The 22,267-nt window shown below is 59.0% G+C and carries 25 protein-coding genes and 1 pseudogene; 18 read left to right on the top strand and 8 right to left on the bottom strand.

Annotation, left to right across the window (positions count from 1 at the left end; genetic code table 11):
- Positions 1-44: 44 nt before the first annotated feature.
- Positions 45-1,235 carry a formaldehyde dehydrogenase, glutathione-independent gene (gene fdhA, locus J2T09_RS14955; RefSeq protein ID WP_306835978.1) on the top strand — a complete coding sequence of 397 codons (1,191 nt, stop codon included), beginning with the start codon at positions 45-47 and terminating at the stop codon, positions 1,233-1,235.
- 180 nt (positions 1,236-1,415) lie between these two features.
- On the opposite strand, the pseudogene J2T09_RS14950 reads toward fdhA, so the two are convergent.
- From J2T09_RS14950 to J2T09_RS14945, 3 genes and pseudogenes are all read right to left on the bottom strand, one after another.
- Positions 1,416-1,568: pseudogene (locus J2T09_RS14950) on the bottom strand (HAD family hydrolase); the annotation flags it as partial.
- Between the two features lie 151 nt (positions 1,569-1,719).
- Entirely contained in the window at positions 1,720-2,139 is a 420-nt protein-coding gene (locus J2T09_RS27595; protein ID WP_373458469.1) for a GtrA family protein, read from the bottom strand.
- On the bottom strand, positions 2,124-2,816 hold the full coding sequence (locus J2T09_RS14945) for a class I SAM-dependent methyltransferase (protein ID WP_306835975.1): 693 nt from the start codon (positions 2,814-2,816) through the stop codon (positions 2,124-2,126). Before J2T09_RS14945 ends, J2T09_RS27595 begins: the two co-directional genes overlap by 16 nt.
- A gap of 113 nt (positions 2,817-2,929) precedes the next feature.
- Here J2T09_RS14945 and J2T09_RS14940 point away from each other — a divergent pair, with 113 nt between their 5' ends.
- The 3 genes from J2T09_RS14940 (at position 2,930) to J2T09_RS14930 (ending at position 6,690) form a co-directional block, all read left to right on the top strand.
- On the top strand, positions 2,930-4,951 hold the full coding sequence (locus J2T09_RS14940) for a hypothetical protein (RefSeq protein WP_306835973.1): 2,022 nt from the start codon (positions 2,930-2,932) through the stop codon (positions 4,949-4,951).
- Positions 4,952-4,959: 8 nt separating this feature from the next.
- Positions 4,960-5,937: a glycosyltransferase family 2 protein gene (locus J2T09_RS14935; protein WP_306835971.1), complete on the top strand. Its 978-nt coding sequence runs from the start codon at positions 4,960-4,962 to the stop codon at positions 5,935-5,937.
- A gap of 213 nt (positions 5,938-6,150) precedes the next feature.
- Complete coding sequence (locus J2T09_RS14930; RefSeq protein ID WP_306835969.1) at positions 6,151-6,690, top strand: SMI1/KNR4 family protein; 540 nt, start codon at positions 6,151-6,153, stop codon at positions 6,688-6,690.
- Positions 6,691-6,723: 33 nt separating this feature from the next.
- Here the strand turns inward: J2T09_RS14930 and J2T09_RS14925 are convergent, their stop codons facing one another.
- Both J2T09_RS14925 and J2T09_RS14920 read right to left on the bottom strand, forming a co-directional pair.
- Positions 6,724-7,410 (bottom strand): HAD family hydrolase, encoded by a 687-nt coding sequence (locus tag J2T09_RS14925; RefSeq protein WP_306835968.1) that lies wholly within the window; start codon positions 7,408-7,410, stop codon positions 6,724-6,726.
- Between the two features lie 76 nt (positions 7,411-7,486).
- A complete protein-coding gene (locus tag J2T09_RS14920; RefSeq protein ID WP_306835965.1) occupies positions 7,487-8,170 on the bottom strand; it encodes an ArsR/SmtB family transcription factor in 684 nt (227 codons plus the stop codon).
- Between the two features lie 106 nt (positions 8,171-8,276).
- Between J2T09_RS14920 and J2T09_RS14915 the strand changes: the two genes are divergently transcribed.
- From J2T09_RS14915 to J2T09_RS14905, 3 genes are all read left to right on the top strand, one after another.
- A complete protein-coding gene (locus tag J2T09_RS14915) occupies positions 8,277-8,606 on the top strand; it encodes an NIPSNAP family protein (protein WP_306835963.1) in 330 nt (109 codons plus the stop codon).
- Positions 8,603-8,950 carry an antibiotic biosynthesis monooxygenase family protein gene (locus J2T09_RS14910; RefSeq protein ID WP_306835961.1) on the top strand — a complete coding sequence of 116 codons (348 nt, stop codon included), beginning with the start codon at positions 8,603-8,605 and terminating at the stop codon, positions 8,948-8,950. The genes J2T09_RS14915 and J2T09_RS14910 overlap by 4 nt, the downstream gene beginning before the upstream one ends.
- 64 nt (positions 8,951-9,014) lie before the next feature.
- Positions 9,015-9,278, top strand: coding sequence for a hypothetical protein (locus tag J2T09_RS14905; protein ID WP_306835959.1), 264 nt, complete (start codon positions 9,015-9,017; stop codon positions 9,276-9,278).
- 116 nt (positions 9,279-9,394) lie between these two features.
- Here J2T09_RS14905 and J2T09_RS14900 read toward each other — a convergent pair whose 3' ends face one another.
- The gene (locus J2T09_RS14900) at positions 9,395-9,763 is read right to left on the bottom strand and encodes a type II toxin-antitoxin system ParD family antitoxin (RefSeq protein ID WP_306835958.1); all 369 of its coding nucleotides are present in this window, start codon (positions 9,761-9,763) and stop codon (positions 9,395-9,397) included.
- Between the two features lie 121 nt (positions 9,764-9,884).
- On the opposite strand from J2T09_RS14900, the gene J2T09_RS14895 reads away from it, so the two are divergent.
- The 3 genes from J2T09_RS14895 to J2T09_RS14885 all read left to right on the top strand — a co-directional run bounded on the left by J2T09_RS14895 (position 9,885) and on the right by J2T09_RS14885 (position 12,279).
- Positions 9,885-11,018 carry a site-specific DNA-methyltransferase gene (locus J2T09_RS14895; protein WP_306835955.1) on the top strand — a complete coding sequence of 378 codons (1,134 nt, stop codon included), beginning with the start codon at positions 9,885-9,887 and terminating at the stop codon, positions 11,016-11,018.
- A 196-nt stretch (positions 11,019-11,214) separates the two neighbouring features.
- On the top strand, positions 11,215-12,036 hold the full coding sequence (locus tag J2T09_RS14890) for a hypothetical protein (protein ID WP_306835953.1): 822 nt from the start codon (positions 11,215-11,217) through the stop codon (positions 12,034-12,036).
- 84 nt (positions 12,037-12,120) lie between these two features.
- Positions 12,121-12,279 carry a hypothetical protein gene (locus J2T09_RS14885; RefSeq protein ID WP_306835952.1) on the top strand — a complete coding sequence of 53 codons (159 nt, stop codon included), beginning with the start codon at positions 12,121-12,123 and terminating at the stop codon, positions 12,277-12,279.
- Between the two features lie 81 nt (positions 12,280-12,360).
- Here the strand turns inward: J2T09_RS14885 and J2T09_RS14880 are convergent, their stop codons facing one another.
- Complete coding sequence (locus J2T09_RS14880) at positions 12,361-12,975, bottom strand: HAD family hydrolase (RefSeq protein ID WP_306835951.1); 615 nt, start codon at positions 12,973-12,975, stop codon at positions 12,361-12,363.
- Between the two features lie 30 nt (positions 12,976-13,005).
- The gene (gene mutY / locus J2T09_RS14875) at positions 13,006-14,085 is read right to left on the bottom strand and encodes an A/G-specific adenine glycosylase (protein WP_306835949.1); all 1,080 of its coding nucleotides are present in this window, start codon (positions 14,083-14,085) and stop codon (positions 13,006-13,008) included.
- 84 nt (positions 14,086-14,169) lie between these two features.
- On the opposite strand from mutY, the gene J2T09_RS14870 reads away from it, so the two are divergent.
- The 8 genes from J2T09_RS14870 to J2T09_RS14835 all read left to right on the top strand — a co-directional run bounded on the left by J2T09_RS14870 (position 14,170) and on the right by J2T09_RS14835 (position 21,931).
- On the top strand, positions 14,170-15,375 hold the full coding sequence (locus J2T09_RS14870) for an O-antigen ligase family protein (protein WP_306835947.1): 1,206 nt from the start codon (positions 14,170-14,172) through the stop codon (positions 15,373-15,375).
- Positions 15,372-15,893, top strand: coding sequence for a DUF721 domain-containing protein (locus J2T09_RS14865; protein ID WP_306835945.1), 522 nt, complete (start codon positions 15,372-15,374; stop codon positions 15,891-15,893). The genes J2T09_RS14870 and J2T09_RS14865 overlap by 4 nt, the downstream gene beginning before the upstream one ends.
- 196 nt (positions 15,894-16,089) lie before the next feature.
- Entirely contained in the window at positions 16,090-16,800 is a 711-nt protein-coding gene (locus tag J2T09_RS14860) for a DsbA family protein (protein ID WP_373458475.1), read from the top strand.
- An 81-nt stretch (positions 16,801-16,881) separates the two neighbouring features.
- Positions 16,882-20,343 carry a chromosome segregation SMC family protein gene (locus tag J2T09_RS14855; RefSeq protein WP_306835941.1) on the top strand — a complete coding sequence of 1,154 codons (3,462 nt, stop codon included), beginning with the start codon at positions 16,882-16,884 and terminating at the stop codon, positions 20,341-20,343.
- Between the two features lie 85 nt (positions 20,344-20,428).
- Positions 20,429-20,674: a hypothetical protein gene (locus J2T09_RS14850; protein ID WP_306835939.1), complete on the top strand. Its 246-nt coding sequence runs from the start codon at positions 20,429-20,431 to the stop codon at positions 20,672-20,674.
- A 90-nt stretch (positions 20,675-20,764) separates the two neighbouring features.
- Positions 20,765-20,995: a hypothetical protein gene (locus J2T09_RS14845; RefSeq protein ID WP_306835938.1), complete on the top strand. Its 231-nt coding sequence runs from the start codon at positions 20,765-20,767 to the stop codon at positions 20,993-20,995.
- Between the two features lie 14 nt (positions 20,996-21,009).
- A complete protein-coding gene (locus J2T09_RS14840) occupies positions 21,010-21,438 on the top strand; it encodes a hypothetical protein (protein ID WP_306835937.1) in 429 nt (142 codons plus the stop codon).
- Positions 21,439-21,469: 31 nt separating this feature from the next.
- The gene (locus J2T09_RS14835; protein WP_306835934.1) at positions 21,470-21,931 is read left to right on the top strand and encodes an Ivy family c-type lysozyme inhibitor; all 462 of its coding nucleotides are present in this window, start codon (positions 21,470-21,472) and stop codon (positions 21,929-21,931) included.
- Positions 21,932-22,267: the final 336 nt, after the last annotated feature.

Below are 22,267 nucleotides of genomic sequence, written 5' to 3'. Positions count from 1 at the left end.
GGAGGGATGGCCGTGCAGAAAAGTTCAACCAGGGAGGAAATGGTATGAGCAGGAACCGAGGCGTCGTTTATCTGAAACCCGGCAAGGTGGAAGTCCGCGATATCGATGATCCGAAACTGGAGGCGCCGGATGGCCGGCGCATCGAGCACGGCGTCATCCTGAAAGTCATTTCGACAAACATCTGCGGGTCCGATCAGCACATGGTGCGCGGCCGCACCACCGCCATGCCCGGCCTCGTGCTCGGCCATGAAATCACCGGCGAGGTGATCGAAAAGGGCGTCGATGTCGAGATGCTGGAGATCGGCGATATCGTTTCCGTACCCTTCAACGTCGCCTGCGGCCGTTGCCGTTGCTGCAAAAGCCAGGATACTGGTGTGTGCCTGACGGTGAACCCGTCACGTGCCGGCGGCGCTTATGGTTATGTCGATATGGGCGGCTGGATCGGCGGGCAGGCGAAATACGTCACCATTCCGTACGCCGATTTCAACCTGTTGAAATTTCCGGATCGCGACCGGGCGATGTCAAAGATCCGCGACCTCACCATGCTGTCCGACATTCTGCCGACCGGTTTTCATGGTGCGGTGAGGGCAGGGGTGGGTGTCGGCTCGACGGTTTATGTTGCCGGTGCCGGCCCGGTGGGGCTGGCGGCCGCCGCCTCCGCCCGCATTCTCGGCGCTGCCGTGGTCATGATCGGCGATTTCAACAAGGAGCGTCTGGCGCATGCCAAAAAGGTCGGGTTCGAGCCGATCGATCTCTCACAATCCGACCGTCTCGGCGACATGATTGCGCAGGTGGTCGGCAGCGATGAGGTGGACAGCGCCATCGATGCCGTCGGTTTCGAGGCGCGCGGCCATGCCGGTGGCGAGCAGCCAGCCATCGTCTTGAACCAGATGATGGAGATTACGCGTGCTGCCGGTTCGATCGGCATTCCGGGGCTTTACGTGACGGAGGATCCAGGTGCGGTTGATGCGGCGGCCAAGCAGGGCAGCCTGTCCCTGCGGTTCGGTCTGGGTTGGGCTAAGGCGCAGTCATTCCACACCGGCCAGACACCGGTGCTGAAGTATAACCGCCAGCTGATGCAGGCCATCCTGCACGACCGCCTGCCGATCGCCGATATCGTCAACGCCAAAGTGATTTCGCTGGAAGATGCGGCGCAGGGGTACGAGAGTTTTGACCAGGGCGCGGCGACAAAGTTCGTGCTCGACCCGCATGGGGCGCTTGGCAAGGTGGCGTAAGGGCTGGGTGGCCTCTCACTTCCGTCATCCGCCCTCGGGTCAAACCCGAGGGTTGAGCCGGGATCCAGCCAGCCCAAGGACTTGGGCTGGAAAGACTCCTCTGACCGCGCAGACGCGCGGTCGCTGGATTCCTGTGACGAGCACAGGAATGACGGTGTGGGGGCTCAGTTCCCCCGAATCTCACACCACTTCCCATTCCGCCAGCGCCGCCACCATGGCGGGCAGGTGGGCCATGCGGGAAATCACCGTTTCCGCGCTGGCATCGGTCAAACGGTCGGCATGGCTGGGATAGGTGTGCGAGGCGCCGGTAAAGCCGATAACCCGCATGCCGGCCCTGCCTTCCGACAACGCCAGTTCCCGCCCACGAAAGAGTTTACTCGACAGAAGCGGGCCACTGACGAGCGCAAGGAAGCCTTGAACGCACAAGCCCGCGCCGCCAATACCATGATAGGTACCCGTTCCAGCTCCGTTTTTTGAACGATGGCTATCTTCTCGGTCTGCGAGCGGCAAAAACCCATAATTGCATGATGACGAAGCTGAGCGCAGGTATCAGGATGCTGATGGCGGCAAAACTGAGCCAGGTGGGAAACGCAGGGTAGCTGTTTGCTGCCGCGTTCACCCCGCCGATGATGCAGAGGCATAGAGCCTGCATGACGCAGAAGCGAAGCCATTCGGACAGCGGAGGAGATGACGATCTGAAAGTGAATTTCCTGTGCCCAAGGAACGACAAGGGCAGAACAAGGCCATACGAAACATAGGATGAAATATCTCGTTCAACCCCAAGGACATAATGTAGCGCATTAGCGGTCAAGAAATAGAAAATGGTATTGCTGGCGCCTACCAATATGAAGCGTAACGTCTGGGCCAGATTTTTCTCTGCTGCGGATCTCAAGGGTGGCCACATACGAAATATTGTGCGCCGAGCGGAATGCCGCCGAAAACATCGTCAACTCTTCGCGGGAATTTGCTCAAGGCCGGTATCGTCAGAATATACCGCCCTTCGATGTCTTTCAGGCCTGCGGACTGGAAATGTCGGGTGGTCTGCGATTTCGTCAGCAGGACGGCATCTGCATCGAACGGGCAAGTGTTGACGGCGCGCCGCGTCAGAGGGTTGAAGGGATTGTGCTCGAACACGATCACCAATCCGCCGGGACGCGTCACGCGAACCATCTCGCGGCTGAAGGTCGGCCACTGTTGCGGAGGTACGTGGTGCATGACGCAGATTGCAAAAGATGCATCGAATGTATCGTCCGGGAAGGGGACATGGCCCCCGTCATAGTGCCGGTAATCCACATTCGGGTTTTTGGATTGCCCTTCCATGACGCATTCAAGTGAAGGATCGATGCCGGTGATCGTTCCAATGTCCGCACCAAGAAGCGGGTGATATGTACCGACTCCGCAGCCGACGTCGAGAACGGAGAGGTCTCGGGGATCGCCTACCTTTTCCCGCAGGAGATCCAGCAGTCTGACCGCCTTGACCTTGGTGAAGAAGTCAACGTCAAGCCCCGAAAACGAGATCGACTGGTTGACTGTATCCTTGTAGGTGGTCCGGTAGGCGTCAAATTCGCTCTTATCGTCCATAGGTCTTTCGGTCCCTCAACCTCAATTCAACTCGGCACGCGCTGGGTGCGACTCTGCTGCTTGACAACCTTTGTACATGGGTGTTGTGGTGCGGGCAAATTGGAGGGTGGTCATTGCTCGTTTCAAGTCAACGCTGGATTGTAAGTGTCGCTTTCCTATTTGTATTTTCAATTACGTATGTATTGTTTTGCTTGTATTTCGTGAGCCTCGAAGATCCTGTCTATGTCTGGGATTTTGGTGAATTCTGGCGAATGTATCAACGCTTAGGCGCGGCGTTTGGCGGCTTCGGCTGGGTTCGGGAAATTGCGCAATCCATATATGCTATGGATTATAATATCTCCGGTGCCGTACCTCTTATGCCAACCTATTTGCTTCTTGGGGGAGGACGCGCTGCCTATGTCGCGACAATCGCGGTCCTATACGGGATTCCTGCCTGCATCCTGATGGCTTGTCTGGCAAACAGAACGGCGCATGTGCGTGATCGTTTTTCCCAGTTCGCTGTTCTCGTCGTTGCTTTGTCAAGCATCCCCTTGCTGGCTCCCACCCTGCGCGGCATGTGGGACATCATTGGCCTCATTCCGCTTGCCGTTGCAACGATCGTTATTCTTGACACGGGTTACCTGGCAAAGGCACGATTTCGGCAGTTGCTCTTCGTGGGCCTGGCGTTATGGGCGGCTTTTCTTTTCAGGCGATGGTATGCCTATAGCGTTGTCGGGCTGATGGCGGTTGCTCTCATATTTGCAATCATTGCCAATCGCCGGACTTTGATCGAGGCTAAGGTCTTTTTCCGCCTCGTGCTGAATTTCGCGGTTGTAACCGGGGTATTCTGCATTCTTGCCCTGACCATGCAATATGGTCTCGTCAGTCGAATAATCGCCACGGATTACGGTGACATCTACGCCGCCTACTACCAGTCCCCCGCCGCAAATCTCTCGGTAGCCACCCAGCGCGTGGGCGTGGTCGGTTGCGGCTTGATAATGCTGGGCGTTTTTTGCGCAGCCTGGAAGAAGGCGCATGAGGTACTTTTCTGCGCGGCCGTTGCGATCGTGGTCTACGTATTGTTCACGAAAACCCAGCTCATGGGCGTTCACCACTTCATGCCGGTTGCATTCTGGCTCTTCCCGCCGCTGATTTTCGGGGTCAAATCCATCGGTGCAATCTTCCGGTTGCGTGATCGGTATCTGATGTCCGTTTATGCAATATATGCCGTAGTGTTGCTCGTCGGATCGACTGTGGCGCCGCGCTGGTTGCCTGATAATTTGTATCCGCTTGAGAACAGACCGCTTCTTCTCGACAATCGGGAGGGTTACGACGAGCTTTTGACTGCCATCCGCCAGAACCGGACCGATCGCGAAAAGATCAACACCTTCGGCTCGAGCCTTGTCTTGTCAAGTGAGCTCCTGAAGAGCCTTGCGCCAGATGTTTCGGCTCATGTTACGACAGTACCTCATCTGGCTTCGGTGCAGCCTTTTAGATTTGAGCCGATGCGGGCGAAGTATCAGGTGGCATCCATACCCGCAATGACGCATCTGGCGCCCGGTACGCAGCGACACTTGCAGGTTCCCAACGACCTGATCGTTGAAGGGAAGGATTTCGGCAGTGGGTTTACGAAGATCGGCGGGCCGTACCGGTTATCGGCAGGCGTTGATGCCTTTCTGTACAAGAAAAACCGGCCGTTGAATGCGGATGATATCGAACGGCTGCTTCCCGTTCTCTACGAAGTTAATCCGGCGTGGCGCGAGCAGTTCAGAAACTCCATGGAGGCAAGATTTGCTCTGCGAGAGGAGGTTTTGGGAGATGTTTGGGGAAATATCGGGCCAATCGGCGACAACTGGCTGTCGGTCCATCCGGGGGCAACCAGTGAGACGTCGTTGACCGTGCCGTTGAAGCTGTTGGACAGCGCGCCGCCGAAATCGGTTTCTTTTAGTATACCTGCCGACGCCTTGAAATCCTGCCCGAATGCGGACGGAGTGTCTATCGTCTTGTCTGTTGACGGAAAGGTCATCTGGAAGGAGCCCGTTTTGCCGGGCAAGGTAAAGGCCGCTTCCATCCCTGCCGGTGATATTCTTGCTCTTTCAATAGCGAACAACGGCACGCCGTATTGCGACACTGTCACAGTGCAGTTTTCCATGTGAGGAGAGTTATGAGCACAGGTGCTATGGAAATTTCAGTCGTCGTACCCGTTTATCGAAGTGCTGGCATCCTTCCGGAACTCGTCAGGCAAGTTTCCGACGAACTTTCGATTTTGGCTCCCGATCGTTATGAGGTGGTTCTCGTAAACGATCGCAGTCCGGATCACAGCTGGTCGGTGATGCGGGACCTGTCGAAAGATCGGCCATGGCTCAAATGTATCTCGCTTCGCAAGAATGCGGGGCAACATAATGCGATCATGGCCGGCCTCAACTTTGCTGTCGGTCGGATCGTGATCATCATGGACGACGATTTGCAACACCCGCCTTCGGCTTTATCTACCTTGGCCGAGAAAATCCGGGAAGGTGCCGATGTCTGCTACACGCGTTATCTCGAACGTAAGCACAGCACCTTCAAAACGCTGGGCAGCAAGGTGAATGATATTGCCGCGGGCCTTCTCCTGAAAAAGCCGAAAGGTCTGTATCTGTCTTCCTTCAAGGCTTTGAGTGGAAGCCTTGTGAAAGAAATCATCCGTTATGATGGTCCCTTCACCTACGTCGATGGCTTGATTCTTTCGGTGACCGACTCCATCGCCGTCGTCGAAATAAAGCATGGGGCAAGGGCCGAAGGCGATAGCGGGTATACCCTCAAGAAGCTGCTTTCTCTCTGGTTGAAGATGGCAACCCGGTCAAGCATTCCACTTCGCGTGGCAACTGTTTCCGGTTTCGTCCTGTCTTTATTGAGCATGCTTCTGTTTGCGGCCGTTATCATCGAGAGGCTCATTGCTGGAACCGATCAGCCAGGCTGGGCCTCCACCATCGCCGTACTGCTTTTCGTCAGCGGCGTTCAAATGTTTTTTCTTGGTGTTCTTGGGGAATATGTCGGCCGTATATATTCCAGGGTGAATAAAGAGCCGCAGTTTACGGTGCTTGATGCGATCAATACAAATGGGACGGCGCCAAACTGTCGAACATCTGCTCAGACGGTGTGAGACTGCTTCTCAGGGGAAACTGCTGGAGGACGCAGCGGAGAGTTACGCGAGTTTTGACCAAGGGGCGGCGACGAAATTCGTGCTCGATCCGCATGGGGCGCTTGGCAATATGGCTTGAGCTTTACGCGAAAAAGAAACCAGCTGTGGTCCGTCATGGCTGGTTTTTTGCTTCCAGCACACCAGATCATGGCTGTCGAAAAACGGAGCTTGTTCATGGAAATATCGATCAGCCCTGTCGAGGACGATTGGCGGACGGACGGTATTGCCGAGCTTGTTTCCGGTTGGGAACGGGAAAGCGGTCTCGTTCTGCCCGCCGGCTATCGCACTTTCCTGATCGGTTTTAATGGCGGCCGGCCCTATCCCAACATGTTCAGGCATACCGCACTTCTGCCCGAAGACGGATGCGGGAACCCGACCGAGCATTTTCTCGATTGTCTTTATTCCGTTGACCGGGTCATGTCCTGGAGCAAGGAATTGGGTGACCGCTTGCCGGCCGGATGTCTGGCCATCGGTGGTGATCCGGGGTTGCTGGAGATAATCCTGTCATTGCGACCGGAGGATTACGGCGACACCTATAGCTGGGTGCGCAGTTGGGCGAGCTGGGGAAGCCCTGACAACAGCTATCTCTGCCCGCAGGCTTCATCCTTCAGCGCATGGCTGGGCATGTTGTTCGATGACGATGAGCGGAGCGGCCACGACCACTGGCACACGCCACGTGCCGAGCGCTTGAAACGGTCACTCGAAATCGCGTGACTGTTTGTATTCCCCGGATTTTCGGGCTGTCTGTTACACAACTTCCCATTCCGCCAGAGCCGCCACCATGGCAGGCAGGTCGGCCATGCGGGAAATCACCGTTTCCGCGCCGGCATCCGTCAAGCGGTCGGCATGGCTGGGATAGGTGTGCGAGGCGCCGGTGAAACCGATGACACGCATGCCGGCCGCACGGGCGCCATGCACGCCATGCGAGGAATCTTCGATGACGATGCAGCGTTCCGGCGCGACGCCGAACTGTGCTGCGCCGTGCAGGAAGATATCCGGCTTCGGCTTGACCCGGTCGGGCCCGAGATCCTTGGCCGAATAGACATGGCCGTCGAAATAGGGTTTCAGCCCCACCTTGGTCAGCATCATGTCGAGCCGCGCCGAGGAGGAGTTGGAGCAGATGCAGCGCTGCGTCGTCAGCCGTGCCAGCGCGAATTTCACGCCCTCGATAACCTTCACGTCGCGAGCAAGACGGGCGTCGAGCAGCTTTTCCGACTTGTCGAGCAGCGAGGCAGACAGCGGAATATCGGCTTCCTGCTCGATTTGCAGAAGAATGTTGCGCCAGGTCATGCCGGCAAAACGCTCGCCCATTTCTTCCGCGCTGATCGGGTAACCGGCTTCGGTCAGGAGGTGGGATTCCACCTGCGCCGCGATGATTTCCGAATCGACCAGAACGCCGTCACAGTCGAAGATGATGAGGTCGAAACCGCTCATGAGCAAAAAGTTCTCTCAAAACTGATGGGTAAGCCGCATCTACACGAGGCGGACTGGCTGAACAATGCGAAACGGCTCAATCGACCGGAAAAACGGCCATAAAGCGGCGTTCGCCCTCCGGCGTGAATGTTATCACGCGGCTGTCTGCCATTCTTCGCGCCCAGCCCTGATCGATGAAATGAGCAAGAAGCGCCCGGCCGAGAGAGCCGGCCAGATGCGAGCGCCTCTCGCTCCAGTCGAGGCAGGATTTGCAAAGCGGACGGCGCGGCGAATGCAGTTTTTCGATGTTGATGCCGAGCGCTGAGACACGTGCCTCGCCGGCTTCGCTCAGCACCAGATTTTCGCCCTCGGCGATAATCGTGCCTTCGCAGATCAGGTTATCGAACATGCGCACGCCAAAATCGCCGGCGAGATGATCGTAACAGACACGCGCCTTGCGCAAGGCCGGGTCCTTTGGCCCAGGCTTGTGGCGCAGATGGCCACGGCTGGCGGCAAAACCCATCAGGCTTTCCAGCATGGCACCGGTGGCGGTGTCGGCCAGTGCGAAATAGCGATGCCGGCCCTGCTTGCGCTGAGACAGCAGCCCGCCATCCTCCAGTTTGGAGAGATGCGAACTGGCGGTCGGCAGCGACACGCCGGCGGCCTGCGCCAGTTCGCTCGCGGTGAGCGCCTGCCCGCCCATCAGCGCGGTCAGCATGTTGGCGCGGGCGGGGTCGCCGATCAGCGTGCCCAGGCGGGCGATATCCGGTCCTTCTTTCATGGCGCGAGTTTTAGCACGGATTTTGCTCGCATGCTTCGATCAAGACCAAAACATCGGCGCAAATCGGCATGGCAGAAGGTGGCGTGCCAACAGAAGGAAATTTTTGATGATCACCTGCTTTATCCGCTACGAGATCGATCCGTTCAAACGCGAAGAGTTCGCCGAATATTCGAAGGTCTGGGGCCAGTGCATTCCGCGCAACGGCGCCGATCTGATCGGCTATTTTGGCCCGCACGAGGGATCGGCGACCACGGCTTACGGTGTGTACAATATCGAAAACCTCGCGGCTTATGAGGCCTATCGCGCAAACCTTGCGGCCGATCCGCTGGGGCGGCAGAATTACGAATTCGCCAAGCGCGAACGGTTCATCCTGAAGGAGGACCGGATTTTTCTGAAAAACCTGTCGCTGCCGCATGGATTGGGAGGAAAACCATGATTGCCGTCATTTTCGAAGTCATGCCCTTCATGGGCGAACGTCACCATTATCTCGATATCGCCGGAGAGTTGCGCAAGGAACTGGAGACGATCGACGGTTTTGTGTCGATCGAACGGTTCGAGAGCCTTACTAATCGCGGCAAGATCCTGTCGCTGTCTTTCTGGCGCGATGAGGGGGCGGTGAAACAATGGCGCAATCTAGAAAGCCACCGCGCCGCCCAGAAGGCGGGAAGGGGCGGCATCTTTGCCGATTACCGGCTGCGGGTGGCGCATGTGCTACGCGATTATGGGATGAATGAGCGGGAGGAGGTGCCGGAGGACAGCAGGGTCGTGCATGCGGGGTGAAGGGATTGCAATACGGTGCGACTTATAATTGTATTTGGGCCGGAGTGAACGGGCGGGCCCAAATATGAAAATCCTATCAAAGCGTGACGTAGCGGTCTTTAATGAACTCAACAAACATCATGCGGCCTGGTGTAATCAACTGGCGACCGCGATAGGTGCTGCTGGTGCGATCGTTCCTGTAACCGCGACGTTTTTGAGCTTCCAGCTGAAGCTCGCCAATTTCATCAGTGCGCTTCTTTGGCTATTCTTTGCAGCTGTGCTACATTGGATTGGCGCATTGTTGCTGAGAAGGATCAGGACCGATGATGACATCGATGTCGATGTTTGATGTTCTTTTCATGACGATACCAATCGTCGGTATCGTCATTGCCGGTGCATTCGCGGCCTATCTCATCTATCAGGAGAAGCGCGGCAATTCTTGAGCGCTAAAGTCTTTCCGCATCTCTAAGCGCGTTCGTTCCGCTCGCGCGGAACGACGTCACCGATATTCCTGCTACGCTCGTTGGCGTCTCGGCGTTTGGCTTCAAAACGTGCTCGCACGTCTTCGGCAGGCACGCCTTTGGAGGGATCGTTCATCAGTTCGTCGTATCGCGCGGGGATCTCTTCCGTCAGCCAGCGCTCGTGTTCGACTTCATGATTTTCCAGCAGCCGCAAGCTGGCGCGGATAACCTCGCTGGCATCGTCATAGCGACCTGTTTCCAGCTGCTTCTTAATAAACTCGTCGTAGTGGCTTCCGAGAGCAACATTCGGCATGGGCTTATCTCGTGTCGGCGTCGGGATATTGGTTTGCAGCGAGTCTACCGCAATTGCCATCTCCCCACCACGCCAAATCTTTTCCCGAAATCGTCCGCCCGTTCAGTGTTTGGTAACCAAAATCAGTAACCATAACAGTCAATAAACACGTATCCGAGTAAGCGTAGAGGCGAGTATCAAAATGGCGTTCGTATTCCCGCTGGCCGATATCACATCGACCCGCCAGCAGCCAAAGAACTGGCTTAACTCCATCATCAAGGGCGATTGCGTCGCTGCTTTGAACGCTCTGCCGGATCATTCGGTCGATGCGATCTTTGCCGACCCGCCGTATAACCTGCAGCTCGGCGGCACGCTGCACCGTCCCGATCATTCCGTGGTCGATGCCGTCGATGACGAATGGGACCAGTTCGCCTCGTTTGAAATGTACGATGCATTTACCCGCGCCTGGCTGCTCGCCTGCCGCCGCGTGCTCAAGCCCAATGGCACGATCTGGGTGATCGGCTCCTACCACAACATCTTTCGCGTCGGCGCGATCATGCAGGACCTGAATTTCTGGCTCCTCAACGACATCGTCTGGCGCAAGACCAACCCGATGCCGAATTTTAAAGGCCGCCGGTTCCAGAACGCTCACGAGACGATGATCTGGGCCAGCCGCGATGCCAAGTCCAAGGGCTATACGTTCAACTACGATGCCCTCAAGGCCTCCAACGACGACGTGCAGATGCGCTCCGACTGGCTGTTCCCGATCTGCTCGGGCGGCGAACGCCTGAAGGGCGATGACGGCAAGAAGGTGCATCCGACCCAGAAGCCGGAAGCGCTGCTGGCGCGTGTCATCATGTCCTGCACCAAGCCGGGCGATATCATCCTCGATCCGTTCTTCGGCTCGGGCACGACCGGTGCCGTTGCCAAACGTCTCGGCCGCAACTTCGTCGGCATCGAACGCGAGCAGGACTATATCGATGCGGCATCTGCCCGTATCGAAGCCGTCGAGCCGCTCGGTGGCGCCGAACTCACCGTCATGACCGGCAAGAAGGCCGAACCGCGCGTCGCCTTCAACACGCTGGTTGAATCGGGCCTCATCCGTCCGGGTCAGGTGCTCACCGATGCAAAACGCCGTTACAGCGCCATCGTGCGTGCCGATGGCACGCTGGCATCCGGCGGAGCCGCCGGTTCGATCCACCGCCTCGGCGCCAAGGTGCAAGGGTTCGATGCCTGCAATGGCTGGACCTTCTGGCACTACGAGGAAGACGGCGTTTTGAAACCCATCGACGATCTGCGGACCGTCATCAGAAACGATATGGCAAAGGCAGGCTGATCCACCAGTTCAAAGGCCGCAGGATGACCCGGCGGCCGCCATATCGCGATATTCCTCTTCCGGTCATGTACCTCTAGTCCCGGAAGAGGATCCTTGACGCCCGGTTTCGATGAGACCGGGCGTCTTTTATTTGTGCTTTGCGACCAGGCGATTATGCGGCAAGCTCCACGCATTGCTGCCAACCGGAGAAGACCTGATGTCGGCCATCGCCTTGCGCGCCACGATTGCGCTTGCCGGCTCGCTTGCAGCCATGCCGTTTGCTCATGGGGCGGAAAATGCGTGTGGTTCACGTGTGGTGGAAATCGTCCGGAAGGCCTATCCGGGCGCAAAGGCGCTGCCGGAAAACATGTTCGAGATGGATGGCAAGACGCTGACCGTGCCCGAGGCCGATAGCGGCGACGATCCGCAAGCCGTGCTCTGCCGCACCTGGCCGGCCCGGCCGGGCCTGATGCTGGTTGGCGTGCCGCTGATGGGCAAGCCGCCGGAAGAGGGCATGCACGAGGGCGATCTCGATATTCTCGTGCTCGACAGCGCCAGTCTGGATGTCAAGCACCGGCATCGGCTGGACGGCATGATGGATGACGATGCGATCTTCATCGAAGAGCTTGCCTTCGATACGGCATTTTATCAGCTGGCACCGGGAAACGTGGCATTTGGATTGCGACGGATGATGCGCGGCAGCTCTGGGCCGAACCCTTACAACAACGCCGGTCTCTGGCTGTTCGCCATTGAGGGGCAGCAGTTGAAACCGGTTCTCGAAAATCTCGTTGTCGCCAAGTTCGGTGGAGAATGGGATACCAATTGCAACGGTGAGTTCGAAGACCTGAACCGCACGCTCACCATGGTGCCTGCCAAATCACCGATGGCCGATATCGTTGTGTCAGATACGCTCATTCACCGTCTGACCGAAAAGACCGCCGAGGATTGCAGGAAGACCGAAAAGGCGACGACCGCCAAACATCGCCTGCGTTTCAAGGATGGCGCCTATGTCGTGCCGCAAGCGTTGCAGGGGTTTTAGCGCGATGCGTACCAAGCCCGCTAACAATTTTTGTTAGTTCTTGTGATGCGTGTTAAGTTGCCCTTTCAAACGAAAGGCCGGTCCATGCGCACTCTTACCGTCTCGCTCACACCGCATCAGGCAGAGATGATGCAAAAGCGGCTTAAGAAGGCTTATGCCGAAGGCATGGCGAGCGGTGAAGGTCGCGAGGTTCGTGCTGAGGTGCTTCTTGCCGAGCTGAAGGCGGAAGCGCGGATAGGCTGAGGACCCTTTCACCACGCAGACGTGCGTCAGCTGGATCCCGGCACAAGGCCGGGATGACGGAAAGATAGAGCGTTGTCCGGCCTAATACGCCACGCCCAACGCATCCAAATCCCTCTTCAGCGTCTCGGCATCGACAAAATGAACCGCCTGCCATCCGGCTTTCCGCGCGCCTTCGACATTCGGATAACTGTCGTCGATGAACAGGGTCGCTTCCGGTTTCAGGCCGAAATCGCGGGCGTGTTTTTCATAGATCGCCACATCCGGCTTGATCAGCTTGATATCGCCGGACACCGTCACGCCGCGCGGCTTTTTCAGGAACGGAAACAGTTCCTGCGCATGGCGAAACGTGTCGGAGGCAAAGTTGGTGAGCATAGTCACGTCGCGGCCCTGGTCGATCAGGCTTTCCATGATTGCAACCGAGCCCTCATAGGCATGCGGCACCATCTCGCGCCAGTGTTTTCGAAACGCGCGGATCTGTTCCTCGCGGTCGGGATGTTCCGCAATCAGCAGGTCTTCCGCCTCTTCCCAGGTGCGGCCGCGGTCCTGTTCCAGGTTCCAGTCGTGGGTGCAGACATTTTCGAAAAACCAGCGACGTTCGCCATCGTCGGGAATGATGCGGCTGAAGGGAATGTTCGGGTCGTAGTGGATCAGCACCTTGCCGATGTCGAAGACGATGTGGTCGATGTGAGCGGCCATGAAACCTTCCTGATATCCGTATTACAGTTTTTAAAACGCGAGCGGTATCGCCTGCACGATTGCCTTTTTCATGACGGTCGGCAATGCCTGTGCTTCGAGATTGGTCACCGGTTCCCACCAGCCGCCGCCTTCCGTCTCGATCTTCTCGTGCTGCAGACGATAGACCGAAAGCCGCAGTTCGAAATGGGTGAAGACGTGGACGATCTGGCCGCAGGCTTCCCAGTTGCCGGGAAAAGGTGCGTGCTCCGGCGTCGTGCCGCCATCGAAACGCGCCGTCCATGCCGTGGTCGGCACTTCCGTCATGCCGCCCAGAAGCCCGGTCTCGATACGGCGGCGCAGCAGAATTTCGCCATCGGGGGTTACGGCCACGAAAGCGGCGCCGACGCGCACCGGTTTTGCCTTTTTCGGCGCCTTTACCGGAAAACGTTCGGGCTCGTCATTTGCGAATGCCAGACAGCGGCTATTGAACGGACAGAGCGCGCAGGCAGGCCGTTTTGGCGTGCAGATGGTGGCGCCGAGATCCATCATCGCCTGCGCGAAATCGCCGGGACGATCTGCTGGCGTCAGTTCCGCCACCTTCTGCTTCATCAGCGGTTTCGAGCCGGGAAGCGGGCCATCGATGGCAAAGAGCCGGGAAATCACCCGCTCGACATTGCCGTCCATCACCGCCGCCTGTCGGTTGAACGCGATGGCGGCAACGGCTGCGGCGGTATAATCGCCGATACCCGGCAGCGCCTTCAATCCGGCTTCCGTATCGGGAAAGATGCCGCCATGATCACGCGCCACCGCTTCGGCGCATTTTTTCAGGTTGCGGGCGCGGGCGTAATAACCCAGGCCCGCCCATGCGGCCATCACGTCATCGGCAGGGGCTGCGGCGAGATCTTCCACCCTGGGCCAGAGCGCCAGGAATTTTGCGAAATAGGGTTTGACGGCCTGCACGGTCGTCTGCTGCAGCATGACTTCCGATAGCCAGATGTGATAGGGGTTCGCAAATTTTCCGGCTTTGGCTGCGGAAGGGCTGACGCGCCATGGCAATTCGCGATGGTGACGATCGTACCAAGTCAGCAGTTCGGCACCATAGGTGTTGGGTATTTTTACGCCAGAGTGCAAAGTCAGCTTCCAATCACGGGCCTCTCTCCTAAATCCTCCCCGTGTGATGCGTCAATGAAAAGAGCCGGAATGAAACTGCCTTCGATGCAACGAAACAACGTTGCCTGTCTTGCCATGGTCGGCGGCGCGGCCGGTATCGCAGGCTCGATCATCACCATCCTGCTGGGCATTTCCATGGGCTGGGCGCTGATTTCGCTGGCATTAAAGCGCTTTCCGGCGCGCTTCCAGCGCAGTGATCTCTATATCATCGGCCCGGCATGGCTTTATGCGGCAACCATTCTTCTGGCGGCTCTGGTCAATTACGATCCGGCGACGGCAGACCGGCTGCTCAGTCGTCTCGTTGCACTGTCGGCCTTCGTGTTTTTCCCGCTCGTCCTGCCGCGCCTGCGCGTCGGTTCCACCTCGGCTCTGATCGATGCCTTCGTCGTCGGCGCCGCCTTTTGCGGCATCCTGGCGCTGCCCGTCGCGGTGATCCAGGTGGAGTTGTTCGCGATGCGCGCCCATGGTGGGCTCGGCAATGCGCTGCCGTTCAGCATGATCTGCGCCATGCTGGCTTCGGTGTCGCTGCTCAGCACCGTTTCGCCGCGGCCGCAACGGCAGGCGCTCGGCTGGGTCGGTTTTGTTGCCGGCATTCTTTGCATTCTTCTTTCGCAATCACGCGGCGTGCTGCCTATTCCCGTCATCGCGCTGGTCATGCTGTTCGTGCTGTTTCCGCAAAAACTGCGGCGGTTCTACAATCGGAAGGGCGCGGCCCTGCTGGCCGTCGCGCTGCTTGCGATCATGGCGCTCGGATTGCAACATTCCGAGCGGCTGATCGACATGCTGGGTTATTTTGCCAACGACACAGGCGCCGACGAATCCTACACGGCGCGCATGGCGCTGTGGCAATATGCAAGCGGACTGATCGTCGAAAATCCCTGGCTGGGTTATGGCGTGCAGAACCGCCAGGAATTCATTTCGAAACTGGGATATTCCTATTCGCATTTCCATAACGGTTTCATCACCGTCACCTTCGATGCCGGTTTCGCCGGTCTTGTCGCAACGCTGCTGATGCTGTTTTCGCCGCTTTTGTGCGTGCTGCGCAATCCGACCACGGTGGCGCGCCGCAAGCGGCTGTTCATGGCGCTGCTGATCCTGTTCGGTTATGCCGTTGCCGGGTCCACCAATATCCTGTTCTTCCAGGACATCTATGATAGCATCTTCCTGTGGTTCGCATTGATCGTGGCAATGCCGCTTTCGCAAAAGGTGATATTGCTGCCACCGAAAAGACGCGCCGGGCAGGGATCATGAGCGAGACGAACAAGAAACAATTCATACGCCGTGGTGCGCACCAGATCGCCGAGGTGGCGAACGGTATCATCGATCCGGTTCTGGCCAAGCGCGCCGGCATTTCCACCGCGCTGCTCGGCTCCTGGGATGAAATCGCCGGCGAGGATTTTGCCGAGTGCACCCGGCCGGAAAAGATCGCCTGGCCACGCCGCGAACCCGGCACGGATACCGGCTATCAGGCCGGCACGCTGACGATTGCCTGCGAAGGCGCGCGCGCGCTGTTTCTTTCCCATGCGCAGGGCGAACTGATCGGCCGCATCAACGCATTTTTCGGTTTTCCGGCGATCCGCCAGATCCGCATCCTGCAGAAGCCGGTGGTACAGGCGCCGCGCCATCGCCCCAAACCGCCGCCGCTGAAAGGCGAGGCGGCGCGAAAACTGGACGAGATGATGGAGGGCATCGACAATGATGCGCTTCGCAATGCCGTCACGCGGCTCGGCACGGCGGTGCTGCAGAAGAAGCGGACGTTGCGGCGGTGATTGTCGCATCTGCGATCCTGCGCCCAATCGTCCCATTGCCGCCCCATCGCCGCCCCCGGGCTTGCCTTGTCCATTCCTCGTCACAATTGTTTGAAAAGAGTAATCCAAGCCGCTCTTGTCGGACACAATTCGGCAGGCTACGGAAATCTCGACAGTTTTATTCCTCTCAACAGGTGTCTTCATGACCACTCAGACGATGACCAACGAGACTTTTGCCGCGAGCCTCAGCCGCCGCGCCGTTCTCGCAGGATCCGCCTCCACCGCTCTCGGCCTGACCTTCGTCGGTTCGATCGCCACGGCACAGGCTCAGGAAAAGCCCACATCCGATGGCAAGGTCGATATGGCCGAAGTTCTGAAGCCCGGCCCGCTGCCGGAAATGCAGGTCGGCAAGGATGACGCGCCGATCACCGTTGTCGAATACATGTCGATGACCTGCCCGCATTGCGCCCATTTCCACGCCACGACATTCGATCCGATCAAGGAAAAATATGTCGATACCGGCAAGGTGCGCTTCATCATCCGCGAATTCCCGTTCGATCCGGCTGCGACCGCTGCCTTCATGCTGGCACGCTGCAACCCGTCCAAGCCGACCGAGCTTGCCACGTCCGATCAGTATTACCCGATGATTTCCATGCTGTTCAAACAACAGCGCGCCTGGGCCGCCCCCGGCGACGGCAATGTTCGCAATGCCCTGATGCAGGCCGTCAAGATTGCCGGTTTTTCACAGGAAAGCTTCAACGCCTGCTTGACCAACCAGAAGCTTCTCGATGATGTGAACGCGACGATGCAGCGCGGCGCCAAGGACTTTGGTGTCAACTCGACGCCGACCTTCATCATCAACGGCGAGCGCTATGCTGGGGACATGACGGTTGAGAACATGTCGGCTCTTTTCGACAGCCTTCTCTAAACCTGTCTGCGAGATGATCGCGGACGGTCGTTTTGGCACGTCCGCGATTTCTTCATCAACCGAAGCGGGGAGGCTGAACCGTTGAAGTTCAATCGCCTCCGCGTCGTCGGTTTCAAATCCTTTGTCGAACCCACCGAATTCATCATCGAACCCGGCCTGACCGGCGTTGTCGGCCCCAATGGCTGCGGCAAGTCCAATCTTGTCGAGGCGCTGCGTTGGGTGATGGGCGAAAATTCCTACAAGAACATGCGCGCGTCCGGCATGGACGACGTGATCTTTTCCGGTTCCGGCAACCGCCCGGCCCGCAACACCGCCGAAGTCGGCCTTTATCTCGACAATTCTGACCGCACCGCGCCGGCCGCGTTCAACGATGCCGACGAGATTCAGGTGTCGCGCCGCATCGAGCGCGAGCAGGGTTCGGTCTACCGCATCAACGGCAAGGAAGCGCGTGCCAAGGATGTGCAGCTTCTGTTCGCCGATGCCTCCACCGGCGCGCGCTCGCCTTCCATGGTGGGGCAGGGGCGTATCGGTGAGCTGATTTCGGCCAAACCGCAGGCCCGTCGCCAGTTGCTGGAAGAGGCCGCCGGTATTTCCGGCCTGCATTCGCGCCGCCACGAAGCGGAACTGCGCCTGCGGGCTGCGGAAACGAACCTTGAGCGTCTTGAAGATGTCGTGGCGCAGCTGGAAAGCCAGATCGAAAGCCTGAAGCGTCAGGCGCGTCAGGCCAACCGGTTCAAGAGCCTGTCTGCCGATATCCGCGCCCGCGAGGCCATGCTTCTGCATATCCGCTGGGTGCAGGCCAAGGAGGCCGAGGGCGAGGCCGTCAGCACGCTCAACCAGGCCACCGCCATTGTCGCCGAAAAGGCGCAGGCGCAGATGGAGGCGGCCAAGAACCAGGCGATCGTGTCGCACAAACTGCCGGAACTGCGCGAAGCGGAAGCGGCCGCCGGTGCCGCATTGCAGCGCCTGCAGATTGCCCGTGGCCAGCTGGAGGAAGAGGCGGGCCGTCTGCTGCGTCGCCGCGACGAGTTGACCCGGCGCTTGGCGCAACTGGGCGAAGATATTCGCCGTGAGGAACGGCTGGTTTCGGAAAACGCCGAGGTGCTGGCGCGTCTCGATGCGGAAGAGGCGGAGCTTGCCGAACTGCTGGCCGAAAGCGGTGCGGAAGCCGAGGAGTTGCGCGAAGCATTCGAGGGGGCAGCCGCAAGCCTTGTCGATAGCGAGCGGGTGTTTGCGCAAGTGACCGCCGAGCGCGCCGAAGCCGCCGCCGGTCGCCAGCAGCTTGAACGCGTCATCCGTGATCTGGCCGACCGCCGTGGCCGTCTGGAACGCTCGCTTGGCGAGGCGCAGGCGGAGTTGACGGGTATCGATGAGCGTCTGTCCGGTCTGGCTGATCCGTCCGAGCGCCGTGAGGCGGTGGAAGCGGCGGAAATCGCCGTCGAGGATATCGCGGTTTTGATCGAGGACGTCGAGGAGGCGCTTGGTCTTGCCCGCCGCAGGGAGGCAGACGCGCGCGCCCCGGTCGTGGCCGCACGTTCGCATCTGGGCGGGCTGGAAACCGAAAGCAAGACCATCCGCCGCATGCTGGCGGCAGGTGACACGTCCGGCACTTATCCGCCGGTGGCCGAGGTTATCCGTGTTGACCGTGGGTATGAAACGGCTGTTGGTGCCGTGCTGGGCGATGATCTCGAAAGCGCGCTGGATTCTTCCGCGCCGTCCTACTGGTCCGGTGCCGGTGATGCGGGTTCCGATCCGGCTCTGCCCGATGGCGTCGAGGCGATGATTACGCATGTGATCGCGCCGCCGCAGTTGGCCCGTCGCCTGTCGCAGATCGGTATCACCGATCTCGACAATGCCAACCGCCTGATGCCGCAGTTGAAACCCGGCCAGCGGCTGGTGACACGTGAAGGCGCGGTGTTCCGCTGGGATGGCCATGTTACCGGTTCGGAAGCGCCCAGCGCCGCTGCCCTGCGGCTTGCCCAGAAGAACCGTCTGTCGGAACTGGAAGCGGAAATCGACGAGGCGCAGATTGCGCTCTCGGAAGCCGAAACGCTGGCCGCCGCCGCCATCGATGCGATCGCCACCGAAGAACTGCGGCTTCACGATGCCCGTGAGCGCAGCCGTATCGCCCAGCGTCAGTTGGCGGAGGCCCGTGAGGCCTTGGCCGCAGCCGAGCGTGCATCCGGCGACCTGATGCGCCGTCGTGATGTGGCAGCTGCCGCGTTGGAACAGTTGCGCGAACAGATCGCGGAAGTTTCCGAGCAGGACGAAGCCGCCCGCGCAGAGCTGGAAGATGCCCCCAATGTCGATGAGGTCGATGCCCGCCTGCGCGAGCAGCAGGCAACCGTCGCCACCGATCGCGGCCTGTTGGCTGAAGCCCGTGCCCGCTACGAGGGCCTTTCGCGCGAAACCGATGCCCGTCGCCGCCGCGTCGCGGCAATAGGTCAGGAACGCGCCACCTGGCAGGGCCGTGCGGCCAGCGCCGAAGACCATATCGCTTCGCTGCGCGAACGCGAGGAAGAGGCGCGTGAGGAAATGGTCGATCTCGACCTCGCGCCGGAAGAATTCGACGACAAACGCCGGGCTCTGCTCAATGAATTGCAGAAAGCGGAAGATGCCCGCAAGGCTGCATCCGACATTCTGGTCGAGGCCGAAAACCGCCAGCGCGAAGCCGACCGTATCGCTACGATCGCTCTGTCGGAACTGGCCGAAACCCGCGAACGCCGTGGCCGCGCCGAGGAGCGTCTGGTTTCCGCCGCCGAGCGCCGCAACGAGACGGAAGTCCGCATCCGCGAGGCGCTGAGCTGCGAACCGCATGAGGCATGGCGTCTGACCGGCCTCGGCCACGAAGCGCCGCCGCCGGATATCGCGCAGGTGGAGCGCGAGCTGGATCGCCTGAAGATCGAGCGCGAACGGCTTGGCGCCGTCAACCTGCGCGCCGATGAGGAGCAGAAAGAGCTTTCCGAAAAGCTCGAAGCGCTCACCCGCGAGCGCGATGACGTGATCGATGCCATCAAGAAACTGCGCGGCGCCATCCAGAGTTTGAACCGCGAGGGTCGCGAACGCCTGATCGCCGCCTTCGACGTGGTCAACACCCAGTTCCAGCGGCTGTTCACCCACCTGTTCAATGGTGGCACGGCGGAACTGCAGCTGATCGAAAGCGACGATCCGCTCGAAGCCGGCCTCGAAATTCTCGCTCGCCCGCCGGGCAAGAAACCGCAGACGATGACGCTGCTTTCGGGCGGCGAACAGGCGCTGACGGCGATGGCGCTGATCTTCGCCGTCTTCCTCACCAATCCGGCGCCGATCTGCGTGCTGGACGAAGTGGACGCCCCGCTCGACGACCACAATGTCGAGCGTTACTGCAACCTGATGGACGAAATGGCGGCCTCGACCGCGACCCGTTTCGTGATCATCACCCACAATCCGATCACCATGGCCCGCATGAACCGCCTGTTCGGCGTCACCATGGCCGAGCAGGGCGTCAGCCAGCTGGTGTCGGTGGATCTGCAGGCGGCCGAGCAGCTGGCCGAGGCGGTGTGAGGGCGGAGAGGCGAATTGTTGCCGTTTGAACGGCGACGGTAAAAGGCATATGGTCAAGCCGAGCAAGTTAAGCGGAGGGTTGGGCATGCTGAATGCAAAGACACCGCAGCCAGCAGTCGAAAAGACATTGCTGGATTTTTCGGAAGGGCGGATCAGTCGTCAGCGGGCGATGTTCTTGCTGGCTGTCGATTATTCCGAGCTTCGGGATCTGATGGCGGCGCATGAGATCGCGTTGCCGGAATTGAGCGATGCGGAAGCCGCTGCTGAAGGTCGCAAAATGGTAGCTTTTCTGGCGACAAAATTGTATTCTTGCGGTTCTAAGGACCCATGACATACCGCTGCAACGGCGTGCTATTCGGCAGAAATTTGTGGTTTTGATCCTTAAAGACATTTCCCTGATGCCGGCCTGTGGAGAGAAAACGTGACCCGGATTGTGGTGAGTGCGCATTTCTCATACGCGATTGAGAGCGAAGACCTTGCCTCGTGGATGGACGCCGGGGGGCAGACGACGGAAGAGGATTCCGTGCCTGCCGAGTTTCAGCGTGCCAACCGTGCCGGCCCTGATTACGATCCCGCCTACTTTGAAAAGCTCGATGCCCTTGTCCAAGAGGGTTTTGGTGACCTTGGTGAATTGAAGCCGATTTCGACCTGAGCGGAAGCCTATCCTTGAGCCCCGGCGATTGTTACGACACCGGCGTCGTCCCGCTTCCCAGGAGGTGGGACTTTGTCTGGTGTGCATTTCCGCATGTCGATAAACCCTTCGCGCCGGGGCCATATTACAGGCCATGTATTGTCAGGAAGGCCGGATATCGCGAACTTGGAAAGACCGGAACGAACATCCCTTGGGTCAGTATTCTCTATTGCACCAAACAACTGGACAGGCTTGATGAATACAGTTTCATCATCGATGATCCCGATCACCTGAAAGAATGCGGTCTGCGACTGGAGACACTGGTCGTTACAAACCGGACCTCCGGCCTGCCCTGGATGGCACTGTTTTTCGATCGTCGAAAATCGGATAACAAGGGGCCGGTCATCGGGGTTTTGCCCGACGTTCTGAGGGCCAAGGTTCTTGCGCTTCGCCCTGATTTTTAGGTTTCCTCCGGCTTTCTGTGGTGCAGTGCCCATGCTCCGATTTCTCGTCACCTTCCTTCTCGTTTCCGCCGCCGTGCTCTCTCCCGCTCCACTGGTCCTCGCGGAATCCCAGCCCGCCCAAACCACCCAGCCTTCAACGCCCGCCATCGGCAATCGCGCCCTCAATCACGTCGTCGCCACATCGCCTGAACACAAGAAGGCGCTGGTTGCCCTTCTGCGCGGGCGCCGCGACCTGCCGGAATGGGCACGTAGCATCATCACCAGTGCGCGTTATGTCACCGGCATGTCGCGCGTCGTCACGCTGCCGGAGGGCGATTTCGAATTGTTCGGTGCCTGCGATCCGCGCAATTGCCCGAATAGCCATATCCGCATTCTGTTCTCGCCGGATGGGGCCAAGGTCTGGGCGCGGCTGATCGATCCGAAGGATGGGCAGCAACTTTTGGGCGAGCCAAGCGCCGATCAGATGCGGGTTTTGATGACGCCCGGCATCTGAGTCTTTGTTATTTATGACTTCTCCGTGACGCCGCTTAGGGCGTCAAGCAAAAACGGAAAGGTAAATCTACCCGTTTTTCCCGAACGTTACCAAATTTGGTTTTTTGATTTGCGCTGTTTCACCCATTTGTGGGAGGACGAAAAGCCGTTAGCGGTTTATTAATGATTTCAACAAGGGCGGACCGCCGGGGCGCGCAAAAGATGCAACCGGTCTTGTCTGAAAGAACCCCCCGACCGGGTTTTCCTGTCCTGGTCGGAAGGCTTTGCGGGGCCGGAGCAGGCGGCCCCGCAAAGCCTATTTTTTTGGCCGTTGCGCCCGTTTCCCAAAAAGCGTGGT

This window comes from Neorhizobium huautlense (assembly GCF_030811685.1).
Lineage (GTDB): Bacteria > Pseudomonadota > Alphaproteobacteria > Rhizobiales > Rhizobiaceae > Neorhizobium > Neorhizobium huautlense_A.
Note: the sequence above shows the minus strand (reverse complement) of the source record. Positions and strands in the feature narration are given on the sequence as shown.